We start from the raw sequence: 15,177 nt of genomic DNA on the forward strand, positions 1-15,177 counted from the left end.
CCACGCGGCAGCGGTATAGCCTTAACCGGCAGTTCAGTGCATTTGATAGAGCGAACTGGTTGGTGACGGGCGACCTTTGGTCAATAGCCTGAAACACGGCAGCGACTAGACTGTCATTTGCAGAGCGTGTGCCCGCAGCAGGGCAAAGAGGAGGCACCGATGAGCCTGACAATGACCATAGTGATGTTGATTTCCGGCTGGCTGGCCGTTGCCACCGCCATGTTGTGGGGTGTCCTGCGCATTGCACGCCGGCACCATCACCCTGCCCGGCCTGTGCGGGTCGCGAGGACCGACAAGCCGGCGCCACGCCACGCTACGGCACATTGACCAGCGCACTAAAACAGCCCGAACAAAAAAGGCCGCCTGAGCTCTTGCGAGCGCAGGCGGCCTTTTGTTTAACGCAGGTTACGCTTCAGCGCTGATGCGCTTCTGCTTCGCCCGCCGGGACATCATGTTCAAGCCCTCGATCGTGGCCGAGAACGCCATGGCCGCATAGACGTAGCCTTTCGGTACGTGGGCGCCGAAACCTTCGGCGATCAGCGTCATGCCGATCATGATCAGGAAGCCCAGTGCCAGCATCACCACCGTCGGGTTGTCGTTGATGAACCTGGCCAACGGGTCAGCCGCGAGCAGCATCACCAGCACCGACACCACCACCGCGATGATCATGATCGGCAAATGCTCGGTCATGCCGACAGCGGTAATGATGCTGTCGATGGAGAACACCATGTCCAGCATCAGGATCTGACCGATCGCAGCGGCAAAGCCGAGGGTCACGGTAGAGGTCGCCGACTTCGGATCTTCCGGCGCCGGGTCCATGCTGTGATGGATCTCGGTGGTCGCCTTCCACAACAGGAACAGGCCGCCGGCGATCAGGATCATGTCTTTCCAGGAGAACGCGTGGCCGAGGATCTCGATCACAGGCTCGGTCAACTGGACGATGAACGCGATAGTGCTCAGCAGTGCCAGTCGCAGGATCAGCGCCATACCGATACCGATGCGCCGCGCTTTCTGCCGATGCTGTTCCGGCAGTTTATTGGTCAGGATCGAGATGAAGATCAGGTTATCGATGCCGAGCACGATTTCCATGACCACCAGCGTAGCCAGGGCGACCCAGGCGGTGGGGCTTGCAGCAAGTTCTAAAAGGTATTCCATGGGTCAGTCCTGACTCGTTTAAGACGTTTAGATTTCCTGGGACGAAGATTCGGATTTTTCTTTGTCTTCGTCCGATGGTTCTTTCTTGCTGATCAACCCGCCGGTGGCATCGCTGATCGCTTGTTCGGCGGCCTTGTGGGTGTCGTCGATCGCTTGTTTCGCGGATTCGGCAGCCTTGCCCATCAGTTGCTGAGCGCTTTTTTCGGCCTGGTCGCAACCGGCCAATACCAGTAAAGACGCAATCAGCAATGCCGTGGTTTTAAGCTTCATGATGCTTTCCTCGATAGAACAGAACGGGCCAAAACGATGGCCCGTTGATAGCGAGGCATTCTAGGGAGGCAAACACTTCAGGAAAATTCGTATTTTCAGCGGTTATACTTCGGTTTTAACGAACTGTAGGTCGCCATGCTCAACTATCGACAACTGCATTACTTCTGGGTGGTGGCCAAGACCGGCAGCATCGTCCGTGCCTGTGAACAGTTGAACCTGACGCCGCAGACCATCAGCGGGCAGATCTCCCTGCTCGAACAGACCTACGGTATCGAGTTGTTTCGCCGGGTAGGCCGACAGTTGGAACTCACCGAGGCCGGGCGTCAGGCCCTGCCCTACGCCGAGCAGATGTTTCAGCTCGGCGGTGAACTGGAGTTGATGTTGCGGGCGCAACCCAATGAGCAGCAGATTCTGTTTCGGGTCGGCGTCGCCGACGTCGTGCCCAAATCCATCGTCTATCGCCTGATTGCGCCGACCATGGAATTGAGCGAGCCGCTGCGTATCACCTGTCGCGAGGACAAACTGGAACGCTTGCTCGCCGACCTGGCGATCCAGCGCCTCGACCTGGTGATCTCTGACAGCCCGATGCCGTCGCACCTGGACATCAAGGGCTACAGCCAGAAACTCGGGGAATGCGGGATCAGTTTCTTCGCCACCGCTGAACTGACGGCGCAGTACGGCCAGGATTTCCCGCGCAGCCTGCACGGCGCGCCACTGCTGATTCCGGGGCCGGAAACCGTGGTGCGCAGTCGCTTGCAGCGCTGGTTTGCCGAGCAGCAGATCCAGCCGCGGATCGTCGGCGAGTTCGATGACAGCGCCTTGATGCAGGCGTTTGGTCAATCCGGCAGCGGGATTTTCATCGGCCCGAGCGTAATTGCCGATGAAGTGAAACGCCAATACGGCGTGGAGCTGATTGGCCAGACCGACGCAGTGACCGAGTCGTTCTACGCCATTTCGGTGGAACGCAAGGTCAAGCACCCTGGCATCGTTGCGATTACCGAAGGTGCCCGACGCGAGCTGTTCACCGCGATGTGAGGTGTCAGGCGCAGATTTCGCGGGGTTTGAAGGTCATCAGTGCCATGGCCAGCAGAATCGAAGCCAGGATAAACGCCGCTGCCGCAAAGCCAAGCCCGCCCAGGCCGACACTGTCGATCACGCGTCCGCCGATCATCGCGCCCAGACCGATGCCGAGGTTGGCGCCGGCAATGTTCAGCGACGCGGCAAAGGCCGGTGCCTCGGGCGCGGCCTTCATCAAACGCACATGGCTGACCAGGAACAGTGCCGCCTGCGTCACACCCCAGATGCCCATCGCCGCCGCCAGCCCCAGCGGCGAATGAATGTTCGGCACCAGCGCCACCATGCCGGCAATCATGAAGGCGCAGAACGTCACGGAAGCGATCAGCGGATGGCGATCCACCGCGCGACCGCCCAGCGAGTTGCCGATCAGCCCGACCGCACCGAAGCCCATCAGGCACCAGCCGACCACCGTGCCGTTGAAACCGGCCAGCCGCTCAAGGATGTCGGCCAGATAGGTGTAAGCGGTAAACATGCCGCTGAACACCAGGATCGACAGCAACACGTGCCCAATCATCAGCGGACTGCGCAGGATCTTGAACTGCGAACGAAAACTCACCTGATGCTGGTGCAGGCTGGTTTTCGGCAGGTAGATAAACAGCAGCAAGGCCTTGGTAAACGCGATCACCGCCAGAATGCCGAAGGCACTGCGCCAACCGAATGCATCGGAAATCAGCGTGCCCACCGGAATGCCAAACACCGTGGCGCAGACAATGCCGAAACCGATCTTGGCGATGGCGCGTCCGGCGTAATCCGGCCCGACGATGTCCACCGCGGTCTCACTGGCCAGCGCCCAGAACACCGGCAGCCCGAGCGCGGGGATCAACCGCGCAGCGGCCATCACCCAAATGTTCGGTGCAAACGCCGCGAGGGTGTTGGCCAGACCGAACATGATCAATATCGAGATGAACAGCTTGCGTCGTTCGAATCGGGCGAAGTACGCGGTCAGAAACGGCCCGAACGCGGCGACGGTGAAGGCGAACAGAGTCACCAGCAAACCCGCTTGCGGGATGCTCACTTCCAGATCTCGGGCGATGGCCGGCAACAGGCCGACGATGACGAATTCCGTGGTCAGCACCGTGAATCCGGCGGCAGACAACAGAAGGATGGGCAACAGCATGCAGAACTCCAGAAAACGACAACACCAGCGATAGCCCGAAGGCCCACTGGCAGCGATGAAAATGAGGATGCGCAATGTTAACAGAGTGTTTCCGAAGGTGGTTGCACGAACCTGCAATTCGCGTTCAACCGGCGGGCGGCAGATCGTCACAGGTCTGAAGGATGAAGACGACGCTGTGATAAAGTCCGCGCCCTGCGATTCGTACACCCTGATCATCGCCCATTTAATGGCCCCGATGTCGCGACACCCCCGCACCTAATAAAATCAGAGATGCCGTTTTATGACCGCTTCATCCCCTTCGTTACTGCAACGCTTGAAACGCTTGAGCCTGGTTACGCAAATCATCATCGGCCTGCTCGCCGGGATTGCCCTGGCGCTGGTTGCGCCCGAGGTGGCGAAGTCCACTGCGTTCATCGGCAAAGTGTTCGTCTCGGCGCTGAAAGCTGTCGCGCCGATTCTGGTGTTCGTGCTGGTCATGGCGTCGATCGCCAACCACAAGCACGGCCAGGAAACCCACATCCGGCCGATTCTGTTTCTGTACCTGCTCGGCACGTTTGCCGCCGCAGTGGTCGCGGTCGTGGCCAGCATGATGTTCCCGTCGAGCCTGGTGCTGGCCACTCACGACGTCGCGGTGACGGCGCCGGGCGGTATCAGTGAAGTGCTGCAAAGTCTGCTGTTGAGCGTGGTGGATAACCCGGTCAGCGCGCTGATGAATGCCAATTTCATCGGCATTCTGGCGTGGGCCATCGGCATGGGCGTCGCCATTCGCCACGCCGGTGACACTACCCGTGAAGTCCTCGGCGATTTGTCCAACGGCGTGACCCTGATCGTGCGTCTGGTGATCCGTTTTGCACCACTGGGGATTTTCGGCCTGGTGGCATCGACCCTCGCCACTTCCGGTTTCGGTGCCTTGATCGGTTATGCACATCTGCTGGCGGTGTTGCTGGGCTGCATGCTGTTTGTGGCGCTGGTGATGAACCCGGTGATCGTGTTCTGGAAGCTGCGTCGTAACCCGTATCCACTGGTGATCATGTGCTTGCGTGAGAGCGGCATCACAGCGTTTTTCACCCGCAGCTCGGCGGCGAACATTCCGGTCAATCTGGAACTGAGCAAGCGTCTGGGTCTGCATGAGGACACTTACTCGGTTTCGATTCCGTTGGGTGCGACGATCAACATGGCGGGGGCTGCGATTACCATCACGGTGCTGACCCTGGCGGCTGTGCATACGCTGGGGATTGCGGTGGATATTCCGACTGCCATTCTGTTGAGTGTCGTTGCGGCGATCTGCGCCTGCGGTGCGTCGGGTGTGGCGGGGGGGTCGTTGTTGTTGATTCCACTGGCGTGCAGCTTGTTCGGTATTCCGAGTGAGATCGCCATGCAGGTGGTGGCAGTCGGGTTCATCATCGGGGTGTTGCAGGATTCGGCTGAGACGGCGTTGAATTCTTCTACTGATGTGTTGTTTACGGCGGCGGCTTGTTTGGGTGAGGAGGAGAAGGCTCAGCGTTTGGCGTGACACGCTGATTGGTTTGGTTTGGTTTGGGGGCATATCCGTTTCTTCGGTGATGGCGGCTATTGGTTTCGCCCTTACGGCGAGTCACTTGGAGAAGCGCCAAGTAACCAAGCGCTTATGCCCCTTTCGTTCGGTGCCTCGCCTAGGCTCGCCATGCCCTCCTTCCGGTCCTGCTCCGTGGGCCCGCCGCCATCGGCCATCCATGGCCGGGGGCGGCTACCGCGGCATCCTTGCCGCGGTGCCCACTGCGCAGAACCTCCACTCGGCCTCACGAGGGGGCGAGTACCGCCAATGCAACCGAGGCGGCCTACCGGCCGACCTGGCTCTTCGATGGTACGCATTCCCCTGTGGGAGCTGGCTTGCCAGCGATGGTCGTCAACGATGACGCGTGCTGCCTGAATGAGCGCGGTGTCTGGGCGACCATCGCTGGCAAGCCAGCTCCCACAGGGATTTTGGTGGACATGACATTGGTGTTTACCCCCGATGATCCTGACGAACTTCAGGCCGGCTATCAGGCCGCCTCGCTTTGGCTTTTGATCTTGATCTGCCCCGTCGGAAGGCCGAGCGCAGGTTCTGCGCAGTGGGCAACCCGGCATGGATGCCGGGTTAGCCGCCCCCGGCCATGGATGGCCGATGGCGGCGGGCCCACGGAGCAGGACCGGAGTGAGGGTACCCTGAGCCTAAGCGAAGGGCCGTACGTCAGGGGCCAAGCCTTTTGGTTCCTTTTCGGCGTTTGGAAAAGGGACTCGCCGTAAGGGCGAAACCATTAGCGGCCGTTACCGCAGGAATGGATATGTACACCCTCAAAACCTACGTCACCTGACGCGCAGCCATCGCAGGCAAGCCAGCTCCCACAGGGTCAGCGGCGTAAATGAAGAATGCAAAAAAGCCCCCACAACCTGAGGCTGCGGGGGCTTTTTTGTACCCGGGCGGTTTAGAACGCGCCCATGTAATCGCGCTTGCCCACTTCCACGCCGTTGTGGCGCAGCAGTGCATAAGCAGTAGTGACGTGGAAGAAGAACTGCGGCAAGCCATAGCTCAGCAAGTAAGCCTGGCCACTGAAGCGCTTCTCTTTCGGCGTGCCCGGACGAGTAACGATCTCGATGCCTTCCTTGCCATTGATCTGCTCAGGCTTGATCTCGCCGATGTAAGCCAGAACCTTGGTCAGCAGCGCTTGCAGCTCGGCAAACGTGGTTTCAGTGTCCTCGTACTTCGGCACTTCGATCTCGGCCAGACGCGAAGAAACACCCTTGGCGAAATCCACGGCGATCTGCACCTGACGCACCAGCGGGAACATGTCCGGGTACAGACGGGCTTGCAGGAAAGCGTTCGGGTCAATGTTCTTGGCAGTGGCGTGGGCTTCGGCCTTGTTCAGAACGTCGCTCAGGGCGGTGAGCATTTGTTTGAAAACCGGAACGGAAGCGTCATACAGGGAAATGGTCATGGCAGTCTCGTGTGGTGACAGGTGTGAAACGTGGGCCGATTATAGTCATGCCCGGCGCTCCTGCGGCTTGTCTTTTATCCAGCAAGGATTAGGCTAGGCGGCTTCGACTGCATGCTTCGACAGCAAAGGGAAAAGCGTGATGAGCACTGAGCAAGAGACCACCTTCGACGAGCCACGCCTCAACAGCACGGAAATCCGCATTCTCGGTTCGCTGATCGAGAAACAGGCCACCAGCCCGGAAACCTATCCGTTGACCCTCAACGCGCTGGTGATTGCCTGCAACCAGAAAACCAGCCGCGAACCGGTGATGAACCTCACCCAGGGCCAGGTCGGCCAGAGCCTGCGCGCCCTTGAAGGTCGCGGGTTTACCAAACTGGTGATGGGCAGCCGCGCCGACCGCTGGGAGCACAAGGTCGACAAGGCCCTGGAGCTGGTGCCAGCGCAGGTGATTCTGACGGGGCTGTTGTTTCTGCGAGGTCCGCAGACGGTCAATGAACTGCTGACCCGCAGCGGCCGCATGCATGAGTTCGAAGACGCCGAACAGGTGGTGCATCAGCTTGAACGATTGATTGCTCGCGGCCTGGCGTTGCTGATTCCGCGTCAGGCCGGACAGCGCGAAGACCGCTACATGCATGCGCTGGGCGATCCGGCGGATATCGAAGCGATCCTCGCGGCACGGCAGAATCCGGTGGAGCGCGGCGCCGGCAGCGGTGTGTCGTTAGAACGCATCGAAGAACTGGAAGCGCGCATTGCCGCACTGGAAGAGCGACTGGCACGCCTCGAATAAAATGTGGGAGCGGGCTTGCTCGCGAAGGCGGTGTGTCATTCGATACAAGTATTTACTGACCCACCGCCTTCGCGGGCAAGCCTCGCTCCTACAAGAGATCGAATTACTCACCGTCCCAGTAATCCACCCCGTCAGACGGCCGGGCAATGGCGACGAAATCCGAGGCATTGCCCTCGGCATCGACCTTGAAGTCATCCATCACCGCGTATTTGCCGGAATCCGGGTACTCGCAAATCTCCGGCGATTGCTGGGTGCTGACCGCCAGGTAGCGCAGTTCACCGGCGCTGGTGTTGATGATCTGGTGAGCCGCTTCCTGACCGCCTGGCGGGCAAGCGATCACGTCACCCGCACGAATGGGAAAACGCTCAGCCCCGAGACGGATCTCCCCTTCGCCGGCCACCACGTAAAACATCTCTTCATTGACCCGATGGCTGTGAAACGGACTGCCACGCATGCCGGGCTCCAGCACGTACAAGCGATAGCCAAGCTTCTGCGCACCCAGTTGTTGACCGACGCGGGCCATCCGCTGTTGATAACGGCTGGCCGTCTCGCCGGTGGGCGCCAGGGCTTCGGGCAGCGGTTCGAGTTCGACCTGATTGAGGTTGAGGATGGCGGGATGCATGGGAAACCTCGGTCACGGTTTGTTTTTGATGGGCAAGTCTTTGCTTGCTGGTGGGGAGTATAGGCAGGGAAACTGCTGCGACCGACTGAAGACCGGGTTGCGCCCTTCGCGAGCAAGCCCGCTCCCACATTTAATCTGCGACATACGCAAGTACTATGTTCACTGAAGATCTAATGTGGGAGCGGGCTTGCTCGCGAAGGGGCTGCCACAGCCAACAAATAACTTGAGGAAAGTCAGCTCCGGGCAAACTCCACCGCTTTCTGGAACTGCTCATCCGTCGGCCGCACGCCGGTGTACAACACGAACTGCTCCAGCGCTTGGATCGCAATCACTTCCAGTCCGGTGATCACCCGCTTGCCTTTGGCACGACCGCGCACGATCAGCGGTGTTTCCGAGGGGATCGCCACCACATCGAAGACAGTCTCTGCAGCCGCAATAACCTCGGCATCAAATGCCAGTTGATCAGCCTCAGGCCCGCCCGTCATACCGATCGGCGTCACGTTGATCAGCATCTGCGGGCGGCGGGTGCCCAGCTCGACTTGCCACTCATAGTCCAGAGACTCCGCCAGGGCACGCCCGGCACGTTCGTTACGGGCAACGATCAGACCGTTTTTGTACCCGCCATCGCGCAAGGCACTGGCCACCGCCTTGGCCATGCCGCCGCTGCCGCGCAGGGCGAAGGTCGACTCCTTGGGCACCTGATGGGTTTCCAGCAACTGCGCGATGGCGATGTAATCGGTGTTGTACGCCTTGAGGTGGCCGTCGGTGTTGACGATGGTGTTGATCGATTGAATGGCGGCGGCGGACGCGTCCAGTTCATCGACCAGCGCAATGCTCGCTTCCTTGAACGGCATCGATACGCCACAGCCGCGTATGCCCAAGGCGCGAATACCGGCAACGGCGCCGGTCAGGTCCTGGCTGCGAAAGGCCTTGTAGTAGAAATTCAACCCCAACTGTTCGTACAGATGATTGTGAAATCGCAGGCCAAAGTTCCCCGGGCGCCCCGACAGGGACATGCACAGCTGAGTGTCTTTGTTGGGGTTCATCTGCATGAAGAATCTCCTTCTGTAGCACTTTCAGATGGACGGGATTAGCCATTCCATCGCGATCTGATCGATCATATCGGCATGCCTGCTGGTGTCGGCGCACGACGGTCAGCAAGCCGGTACAGACCTTACACAAAATTTACCCAGCGGCTGTGCTGATTTTCAAAAAAACGCTGTCTTAGAAGTATCCCCGCGACAATCCTTGGGCCTATTGCAGATCCAAGCGCCGGGTTGAAGAACCGAGGAATGATCATGATCCGTAAAATCCCCACAGTTGCCTTGCTGATCGGTGCGCTTGCTATCGCAGGGCAGGCAGAGGCTGGCGGCGGTCACGGTTGGCAAGGTCCAGCGGTATTTGGTGCGATCGTTGGCTCGGCCATCGTCGGTTCGGCCATCATCAACAGCAACCGGCCCGTTTATGTCCAGCAACAACCGGTTTACTACCAGCCGCAGCCAGTGTACGTGCAGCAACCGCCACCGGTTTACTACCAGCCGGCGCCGGTCTACGTGCAACAACCGGTCTATTACGCCCCGCCACCGGTCTACTACGGTCCGCCCCGTGGCTATTACGGCCCGCCTCGCGGTTATTACGGCCATCCCCATGGTTACGGCCGCTGGTAACCGGGTCAAAAAGGCCCCGCTTTTATAGCGGGGCTTTTTTATGCCCGTTCGTCGGCGAAGGTCTGAATAAATCTCGCCAAGGTCGCTATCGGGACAGTCCCGCCGCTTCAAGTGGGCAAGATTGACTCAAAGCGCCCTTCCCTCACGCCGGGGGAAACGGTCATGTTTATGTCATATCAGGTCCGCAAGCTTGGATCTGTCCGCCCACAACAGGTTGATAACAACAAGGACGACCTCATGCCCACGCAAAACCCGCACCGCGATATCAGCTTGTGCACCTCCAGCAAGGTGTACAACGCCTTGACTGAACTCAAGCATCTGGAAGGCCATCGCAGCGCCAAGTTTCTTTCGCTGCTGGCGGAAAACCTGGTGCGCAAAGGCCTGCTCAACGAGCAGGAAGTGGTCCATATGCTGGACCTGGTGGTCGACTGACCGACAGGCGGTCGTTTGGGGCCACTGGTGTCAATGACGACTATCGAAAGCGTTGATTTCTCGTTCAAGCGCCGGGTCCGTAAGGTAGCTCCATAGATTGATGGAGGTACTTATGTCCCAGGTTCAGATCATGTCCGTTATCGGCAGCGCCGTTCCCGCCCCGCTTAGAGAGCTAGGATTGCTCGCCTGTTGGTATCTGGTACAGGACGGTGAACCGATCAGCGGCCCGATCACATCGCTTACCGCCGCCAAGGCACTGTCGCAAAGCCTCGACACCGGTCGACTCCGCGCTTAAGGCAGCTGCACCCGGGGTTTGGTTTCGATGAAAATCGCCCAGCTCGACATGAACAGCGCCGCGATCAAAGGTCCGATGACAAAGCCGTTGAGCCCGAAAATCGCCAGGCCGCCCAAGGTCGAGATGAGGATCAGATAGTCCGGCATCTTGGTGTCCTTGCCCACCAGGATCGGTCGCAGCACGTTGTCCACCAGGCCGATCACGAACACGCCGAACAGCCCCAGCACCACACCCTGCCAGATCGCTCCGGTAAACAGGAAAAACGCTGCCACCGGTGCCCAGACAATCCCCGCGCCCACCGCTGGCAACAGCGACAGAAACGCCATCAACACCGCCCAGAGCAACGCGCTCGGGATGTCGAGAAACCAGAAAATCAGACCACCGAGGGCGCCCTGCGTAATGGCCACCAGCAGGTTGCCTTTCACCGTGGCGCGCACCACCCGGTTGAACTTGAGCTGCAAGCGGCGTTTCTGGTGTTCCTCCAGCGGCACGGCAGCGCGAACCTTGCGCGCAAGCTCTGCACCGTCGCGCAAAAAGAAGAACAGCAGGTAGAGCATGATGAAAAACCCGACCACAAATTCAAACGTTCCCTGCCCGAAACTGAATACCTGGGTGGCGACAAACTCGTTGCCCGATACCGCACTCTTGATGATTTTCTCCCGCAGCCCGTCCAGCTCACCGACCCCGGCCCGATCGAGCAAGTTCTGAAAGTACGGCGGCAGGCTGTGCTTGAAATGCGTCACGTACCCCGCGATATCCAGTTCGCCGCTTTCGATGCTCTTGTACACCGCGGCCCCCTCCTGGACCAGCAGGATACTGAGGATGATCACCGGCAGAATGGCGATGATCAGGCAGATGCTCAGGGTGAGCAGCGACGTCAGGTTGCGTTGCCAGCCGAACTTCAGTTGCAGGCGACGCTGCAGCGGTGCGAAGAGGATGCCGAGGATCACCGCCCAGAACACCGCGCCGTAGAACGGCAGCAAAATCCAGATAAACGCTGCGGTCACCAGCCCAAGCAGAATCACCAGTGATTTGTTTTGTACCGTCTCTTCGTTCATGTTCGATCCATGTCAGTCCGCAGGGACGCAATGTCGCGTCCTGATGCTTAGTCCGCCACGGTCCGCGCGAGTGCCATCCGCTTGTTCATCAAGCATAGATCCAGATCAATGAAACCTGCGGCCAAGCCGATTACCCTCGCGGGCTTTTGCGATCGACCCGCCCATGACCCTCGCCACGCCAGAACTGCTCGCCCCCGCCGGCACCCTGAAAAACATGCGTTATGCCTTCGCCTACGGCGCCGATGCGGTGTACGCCGGCCAGCCACGCTACAGCCTGCGGGTGCGCAACAACGAATTCGATCACGCCAACCTCGCGCTCGGCATTCGCGAAGCCCAGGCCCAGGGCAAGCGCTTCTACGTGGTGGTGAACATCGCCCCGCACAACGCCAAGCTCAAAACCTTCCTCAAGGATCTGCAACCGGTGATCGCCATGGCACCGGACGCGCTGATCATGTCCGATCCCGGCCTGATCATGCTGGTGCGCCGGCACTTCCCGCAGATGCCGATTCACCTGTCGGTGCAGGCCAACACGGTGAACTGGGCGAGCGTCGAGTTCTGGCAACAACAGGGCTTGAGCCGGATCATCCTGTCGCGTGAACTGTCCCTGGAAGAAATCGCCGAAATCCGCCAGCAAGTGCCCGCCATGGAACTCGAAGTGTTCGTTCACGGCGCACTTTGCATGGCCTACTCCGGCCGCTGCCTGTTGTCGGGCTACATGAACAAGCGCGATGCCAACCAGGGCAGCTGCACCAACGCCTGTCGCTGGAAGTACTCTGCGCAAGAAGCCACGGAAAACCAGCTCGGCGACATCGTGCAGACCTTCCAGCCCCAACCAACCCTGGGGATTGGCGCACCGACCGATCAGGTGTTCCTGTTGCAGGAAGCCAATCGACCGGATGAACTGATGCCAGCGTTCGAGGACGAACACGGCACCTACATCATGAACGCCAAGGACCTGCGCGCTGTGCAGCATGTCGAGCGCCTGACGCAGATGGGCGTGCACTCACTGAAAATCGAAGGCCGGACCAAATCCCACTTCTATTGCGCACGGACCACTCAGGTGTATCGCCGGGCGATCGACGATGCGGTGGCCGGTCGTGAGTTTGATCGCGGCCTGATGACCGATCTGGAATCGCTGGCCCAACGCGGCTACACCGAAGGTTTTCTGCGTCGGCATGTGCATGACGAATACCAGAACTATCAGAACGGCAGCTCGGTGTCGGAGCGGCAGCAGTTTGTCGGGGAGTTGACCGGCGAGCGGCGTGACCGCTTGGCGGAGGTCAAGGTTAAGAACCGCTTCGGCCTGGGCGATCACATGGAACTGATGACGCCCAAGGGCAATTTCCACTTCGATTTGCATCAGCTGCAGAACGCCAAAGGCCAGCCCATCGACGTGGCACCGGGGGATGGGCACACGGTGTACCTGCCGATTCCGGATGCGGTGGATCTGCGGTTCGGGTTGTTGATGCGGGATGTCAGCGCGCGCTGAACCTCATCAAGCGACACAAAACTTGTGGGAGCTGGCTTGCCAGCGATGAGGCCCTTGAGGCTTGCATCGCTGCCGAAGCCGCCATCGCTGGCAAGCCAGCTCCCACAGAGGACGCGGTGTTCTTAAGCGAACTCTTCCCGCAACATCGCCACAAACGCCTCTCGCGCCGGGTGCACCCCGGCGTTTTCATGCCAGTAAAACAGGTTATCGATAGCGGTCAGCTCAGGGAATTCGTACCCCGCGCAACCGGCGCCTTTGGCGTACTGATCGAACACACCTTTAGGCACCAGCGCGACGCCCGCCCCCGCGCTGACGCAACCGACTATCGCGCCATAACTGGCCAGGCTGACAATCGGCAGCGCCTGCCCCTGGCGCAACAACCAGTGTTCCAGTGCTGCACGGTAGGGGCAGCCTTGTGGCCACATGAACACGGTTTTGTCCTGCAAATCGGCGATATCACGCACCGGCCCCAACGATGTCGAGGCGATCAGCAGCAGCTCTTCGCGGTACATCGGTGTGCGCTTGAGCTGCGAGCGCTCGACATCCACCGCGACGATCGCGCCGTCGAGCCGATGGCTGACGGTGTCATCGAGCAATTGGCCCCAGGTGCCGGTGGTCAATTCCAGCGCCACCGCCGGGTAACGCTTGTGGAACTTGGCGAGCAAACGCGGCAAGCGCCCGGTGGCCGAGGATTCGATGGCGCCGATGCGCAGAGGTCCGGAGGGCTCGGCTGCGGGGTCGACCGCGCGTTTGGCCTCTGCCGTGAGTGCGAGAATCTTCGAGGCATATGCCAGGAACGTCTGCCCCGACGGGCTGATGCGCAACCCTCGACCTTCCCGCAGAAACAGCGCGACACCCAGCTCCGCCTCCAGCGCCTTGATCCGTGCCGTGATGTTCGACGGCACGCAATGCAACAACTCGGCCGCACGGGCGATGCTGCCGACGTCGGCAACGGTCTTGAACATGCGAATCTGCGCCAGCTCCATACATCACCCAAAGTGAACAGTTAACGCAGTATAAGTCAGTTGTGGCGAACGGTCCGAGTTCTGATACTCGATGCATCTGTCCACAGGTGCTCGAGCATGCAAACGCATACACACCCTTCGCTCTTCAAAATCATTCTGGCCATGGCGTTTGTCGTGGCGTGCTGGGGGTATTCCCCGACCGGCATTCATATCGGCTTGCAGGCTTATGACCCCGGGCATCTGGCGCTGCTGCGGTTCCTGGTGGCGTCCGTGTTCATGGCGCTGGTCGCGCTGGTCAAAGGCATCAGCCTGCCGAACCTTCGCGACTTGCCGCTGCTGTTCGGCCTCGGTTTTTTTGCCGTGAGCCTGCATCACGTGGCGATCAATTTCGGCCAGCAAGGTGTCAGCGCCGGCGCGTCCAGTGTGCTGGCGCAAACGACGCCGCTGTTCAGCACGCTGCTGGCGCGTTTCGTGTTCAAGGACCGCGTGAGCATCTGGCGCTGGGGTTGTGTTTTCCTGGGGCTGATCGGCGTGGTGATCGTGGTCGCCGGTGATCGCGGGGTGGGCAGCATCGACGCCCACGGATTGCTGATCCTGCTGGCGGCGGTGTCCTGGAGTTTTTACTTCGCATTGCAGAAACATCATTCCGGGCGGTATGACGGGCTGACGCTGGTTTGCTACACGGTGTGGTCGGGGACGGCGTTGTTGCTGGTGTACCTGCCGGGGCTGGCGGCTCAAGTACTCAGCGCACCGATGCATGTGCAACTGGCGGTGATGGCATTGGGCGTGTTTCCGAGTGCGCTCGCTTACCTGGCCTGGGCGTTTGTGCTGGCGCACGTTGATTTGAGCCGGGCGACGATGACGTTGTATCTGGTGCCGCCGACGGCGATGGCGATTGCGTCGTTTGCGCTGGGTGAGCGGCCGACGCTGATGATTGTTGTGGGGGCGATGGTGGTGTTGGTCAGTGTGCTGGCGTTGAATCTGGAGCGGCGGTGGGTGGCGATTCGGGTGGCGGGTGTTTGATTGAGGATTTGTGGTGATGCGTCTGGCGTCTTCGCGGGCAAGCCACGCTCCCACAGGGGTTTGTGTCGACCACAATCAACACAAAATCCTGTGGGAGCGGGCTTGCCCGCGATTGTTGCGAGGGCGCTGGTGTTGGTCAGTGTGCTGGCGTTGAATCTGGAGCGGCGGTGGGTGGCGATTCGGGTGGCGGGGGTTTGATTGAGGATTTGTGGTGATGCGTCTGGCGTCTTCGCGGGCAAGCCACGCTCCCACAGGGGTTTGCGTCG

Annotated in this window: 17 protein-coding genes; 9 read left to right on the forward strand and 8 right to left on the reverse strand. The window is 60.0% G+C overall.

Annotated features, from left to right (window positions below; genetic code table 11):
• The first annotated feature begins 159 nt into the window (after positions 1 to 159).
• On the forward strand, positions 160 to 327 hold the full coding sequence (locus tag J2Y86_RS08410; protein ID WP_253429586.1) for a hypothetical protein: 168 nt from the start codon (positions 160 to 162) through the stop codon (positions 325 to 327).
• 78 nt (positions 328 to 405) lie between these two features.
• Here the strand turns inward: J2Y86_RS08410 and J2Y86_RS08415 are convergent, their stop codons facing one another.
• Together J2Y86_RS08415 and J2Y86_RS08420 are read right to left on the reverse strand one after the other, a co-directional pair.
• Entirely contained in the window at positions 406 to 1,155 is a 750-nt protein-coding gene (locus J2Y86_RS08415; protein WP_253429589.1) for a TerC family protein, read from the reverse strand.
• Positions 1,156 to 1,182: 27 nt separating this feature from the next.
• Positions 1,183 to 1,425: a hypothetical protein gene (locus J2Y86_RS08420; RefSeq protein WP_253429592.1), complete on the reverse strand. Its 243-nt coding sequence runs from the start codon at positions 1,423 to 1,425 to the stop codon at positions 1,183 to 1,185.
• A gap of 135 nt (positions 1,426 to 1,560) precedes the next feature.
• Here J2Y86_RS08420 and nhaR point away from each other — a divergent pair, with 135 nt between their 5' ends.
• The gene (gene nhaR / locus J2Y86_RS08425) at positions 1,561 to 2,460 is read left to right on the forward strand and encodes a transcriptional activator NhaR (RefSeq protein ID WP_253429594.1); all 900 of its coding nucleotides are present in this window, start codon (positions 1,561 to 1,563) and stop codon (positions 2,458 to 2,460) included.
• A gap of 4 nt (positions 2,461 to 2,464) precedes the next feature.
• On the opposite strand, the gene J2Y86_RS08430 is transcribed toward nhaR, so the two are convergent.
• Complete coding sequence (locus J2Y86_RS08430) at positions 2,465 to 3,619, reverse strand: MFS transporter (RefSeq protein ID WP_253429598.1); 1,155 nt, start codon at positions 3,617 to 3,619, stop codon at positions 2,465 to 2,467.
• A 280-nt stretch (positions 3,620 to 3,899) separates the two neighbouring features.
• Between J2Y86_RS08430 and sstT the strand changes: the two genes are divergently transcribed.
• Positions 3,900 to 5,132 carry a serine/threonine transporter SstT gene (sstT, locus tag J2Y86_RS08435; protein WP_253429601.1) on the forward strand — a complete coding sequence of 411 codons (1,233 nt, stop codon included), beginning with the start codon at positions 3,900 to 3,902 and terminating at the stop codon, positions 5,130 to 5,132.
• Between the two features lie 931 nt (positions 5,133 to 6,063).
• Here the strand turns inward: sstT and J2Y86_RS08440 are convergent.
• On the reverse strand, positions 6,064 to 6,573 hold the full coding sequence (locus J2Y86_RS08440) for a DUF1993 domain-containing protein (RefSeq protein WP_084319757.1): 510 nt from the start codon (positions 6,571 to 6,573) through the stop codon (positions 6,064 to 6,066).
• Positions 6,574 to 6,712: 139 nt separating this feature from the next.
• On the opposite strand from J2Y86_RS08440, the gene J2Y86_RS08445 reads away from it, so the two are divergent.
• A complete protein-coding gene (locus J2Y86_RS08445) occupies positions 6,713 to 7,360 on the forward strand; it encodes a YceH family protein (RefSeq protein ID WP_253429605.1) in 648 nt (215 codons plus the stop codon).
• Positions 7,361 to 7,463: 103 nt separating this feature from the next.
• Here the strand turns inward: J2Y86_RS08445 and J2Y86_RS08450 are convergent, their stop codons facing one another.
• Positions 7,464 to 7,982: a cupin domain-containing protein gene (locus J2Y86_RS08450; protein ID WP_253429608.1), complete on the reverse strand. Its 519-nt coding sequence runs from the start codon at positions 7,980 to 7,982 to the stop codon at positions 7,464 to 7,466.
• A gap of 233 nt (positions 7,983 to 8,215) precedes the next feature.
• Positions 8,216 to 9,034, reverse strand: a complete 819-nt coding sequence (locus J2Y86_RS08455; RefSeq protein ID WP_253429611.1) for a shikimate 5-dehydrogenase — start codon at positions 9,032 to 9,034, stop codon at positions 8,216 to 8,218.
• A gap of 246 nt (positions 9,035 to 9,280) precedes the next feature.
• On the opposite strand from J2Y86_RS08455, the gene J2Y86_RS08460 reads away from it, so the two are divergent.
• The 3 genes from J2Y86_RS08460 to J2Y86_RS08470 all read left to right on the forward strand — a co-directional run bounded on the left by J2Y86_RS08460 (position 9,281) and on the right by J2Y86_RS08470 (position 10,376).
• Positions 9,281 to 9,649 (forward strand): hypothetical protein, encoded by a 369-nt coding sequence (locus tag J2Y86_RS08460; RefSeq protein WP_031319047.1) that lies wholly within the window; start codon positions 9,281 to 9,283, stop codon positions 9,647 to 9,649.
• A gap of 237 nt (positions 9,650 to 9,886) precedes the next feature.
• Positions 9,887 to 10,081 (forward strand): hypothetical protein, encoded by a 195-nt coding sequence (locus J2Y86_RS08465; protein ID WP_253429614.1) that lies wholly within the window; start codon positions 9,887 to 9,889, stop codon positions 10,079 to 10,081.
• 112 nt (positions 10,082 to 10,193) lie between these two features.
• On the forward strand, positions 10,194 to 10,376 hold the full coding sequence (locus J2Y86_RS08470; protein ID WP_253429617.1) for a hypothetical protein: 183 nt from the start codon (positions 10,194 to 10,196) through the stop codon (positions 10,374 to 10,376).
• Here J2Y86_RS08470 and J2Y86_RS08475 read toward each other — a convergent pair.
• Positions 10,373 to 11,434 carry an AI-2E family transporter gene (locus tag J2Y86_RS08475; RefSeq protein WP_253429620.1) on the reverse strand — a complete coding sequence of 354 codons (1,062 nt, stop codon included), beginning with the start codon at positions 11,432 to 11,434 and terminating at the stop codon, positions 10,373 to 10,375. The genes J2Y86_RS08470 and J2Y86_RS08475 overlap by 4 nt on opposite strands.
• 163 nt (positions 11,435 to 11,597) lie before the next feature.
• Between J2Y86_RS08475 and trhP the strand changes: the two genes are divergently transcribed.
• Positions 11,598 to 12,923 (forward strand): prephenate-dependent tRNA uridine(34) hydroxylase TrhP, encoded by a 1,326-nt coding sequence (trhP, locus tag J2Y86_RS08480; protein ID WP_253429623.1) that lies wholly within the window; start codon positions 11,598 to 11,600, stop codon positions 12,921 to 12,923.
• Between the two features lie 122 nt (positions 12,924 to 13,045).
• On the opposite strand, the gene J2Y86_RS08485 is transcribed toward trhP, so the two are convergent.
• On the reverse strand, positions 13,046 to 13,909 hold the full coding sequence (locus J2Y86_RS08485; RefSeq protein WP_253429626.1) for a LysR substrate-binding domain-containing protein: 864 nt from the start codon (positions 13,907 to 13,909) through the stop codon (positions 13,046 to 13,048).
• 96 nt (positions 13,910 to 14,005) lie between these two features.
• Between J2Y86_RS08485 and J2Y86_RS08490 the strand changes: the two genes are divergently transcribed.
• A complete protein-coding gene (locus tag J2Y86_RS08490) occupies positions 14,006 to 14,911 on the forward strand; it encodes a DMT family transporter (protein ID WP_253429629.1) in 906 nt (301 codons plus the stop codon).
• Positions 14,912 to 15,177 lie beyond the last annotated feature (266 nt).

It is taken from the genome of Pseudomonas migulae (genome assembly GCF_024169315.1).
In the GTDB taxonomy this organism is placed as follows: Bacteria; Pseudomonadota; Gammaproteobacteria; order Pseudomonadales; family Pseudomonadaceae; genus Aquipseudomonas; species Aquipseudomonas migulae_B.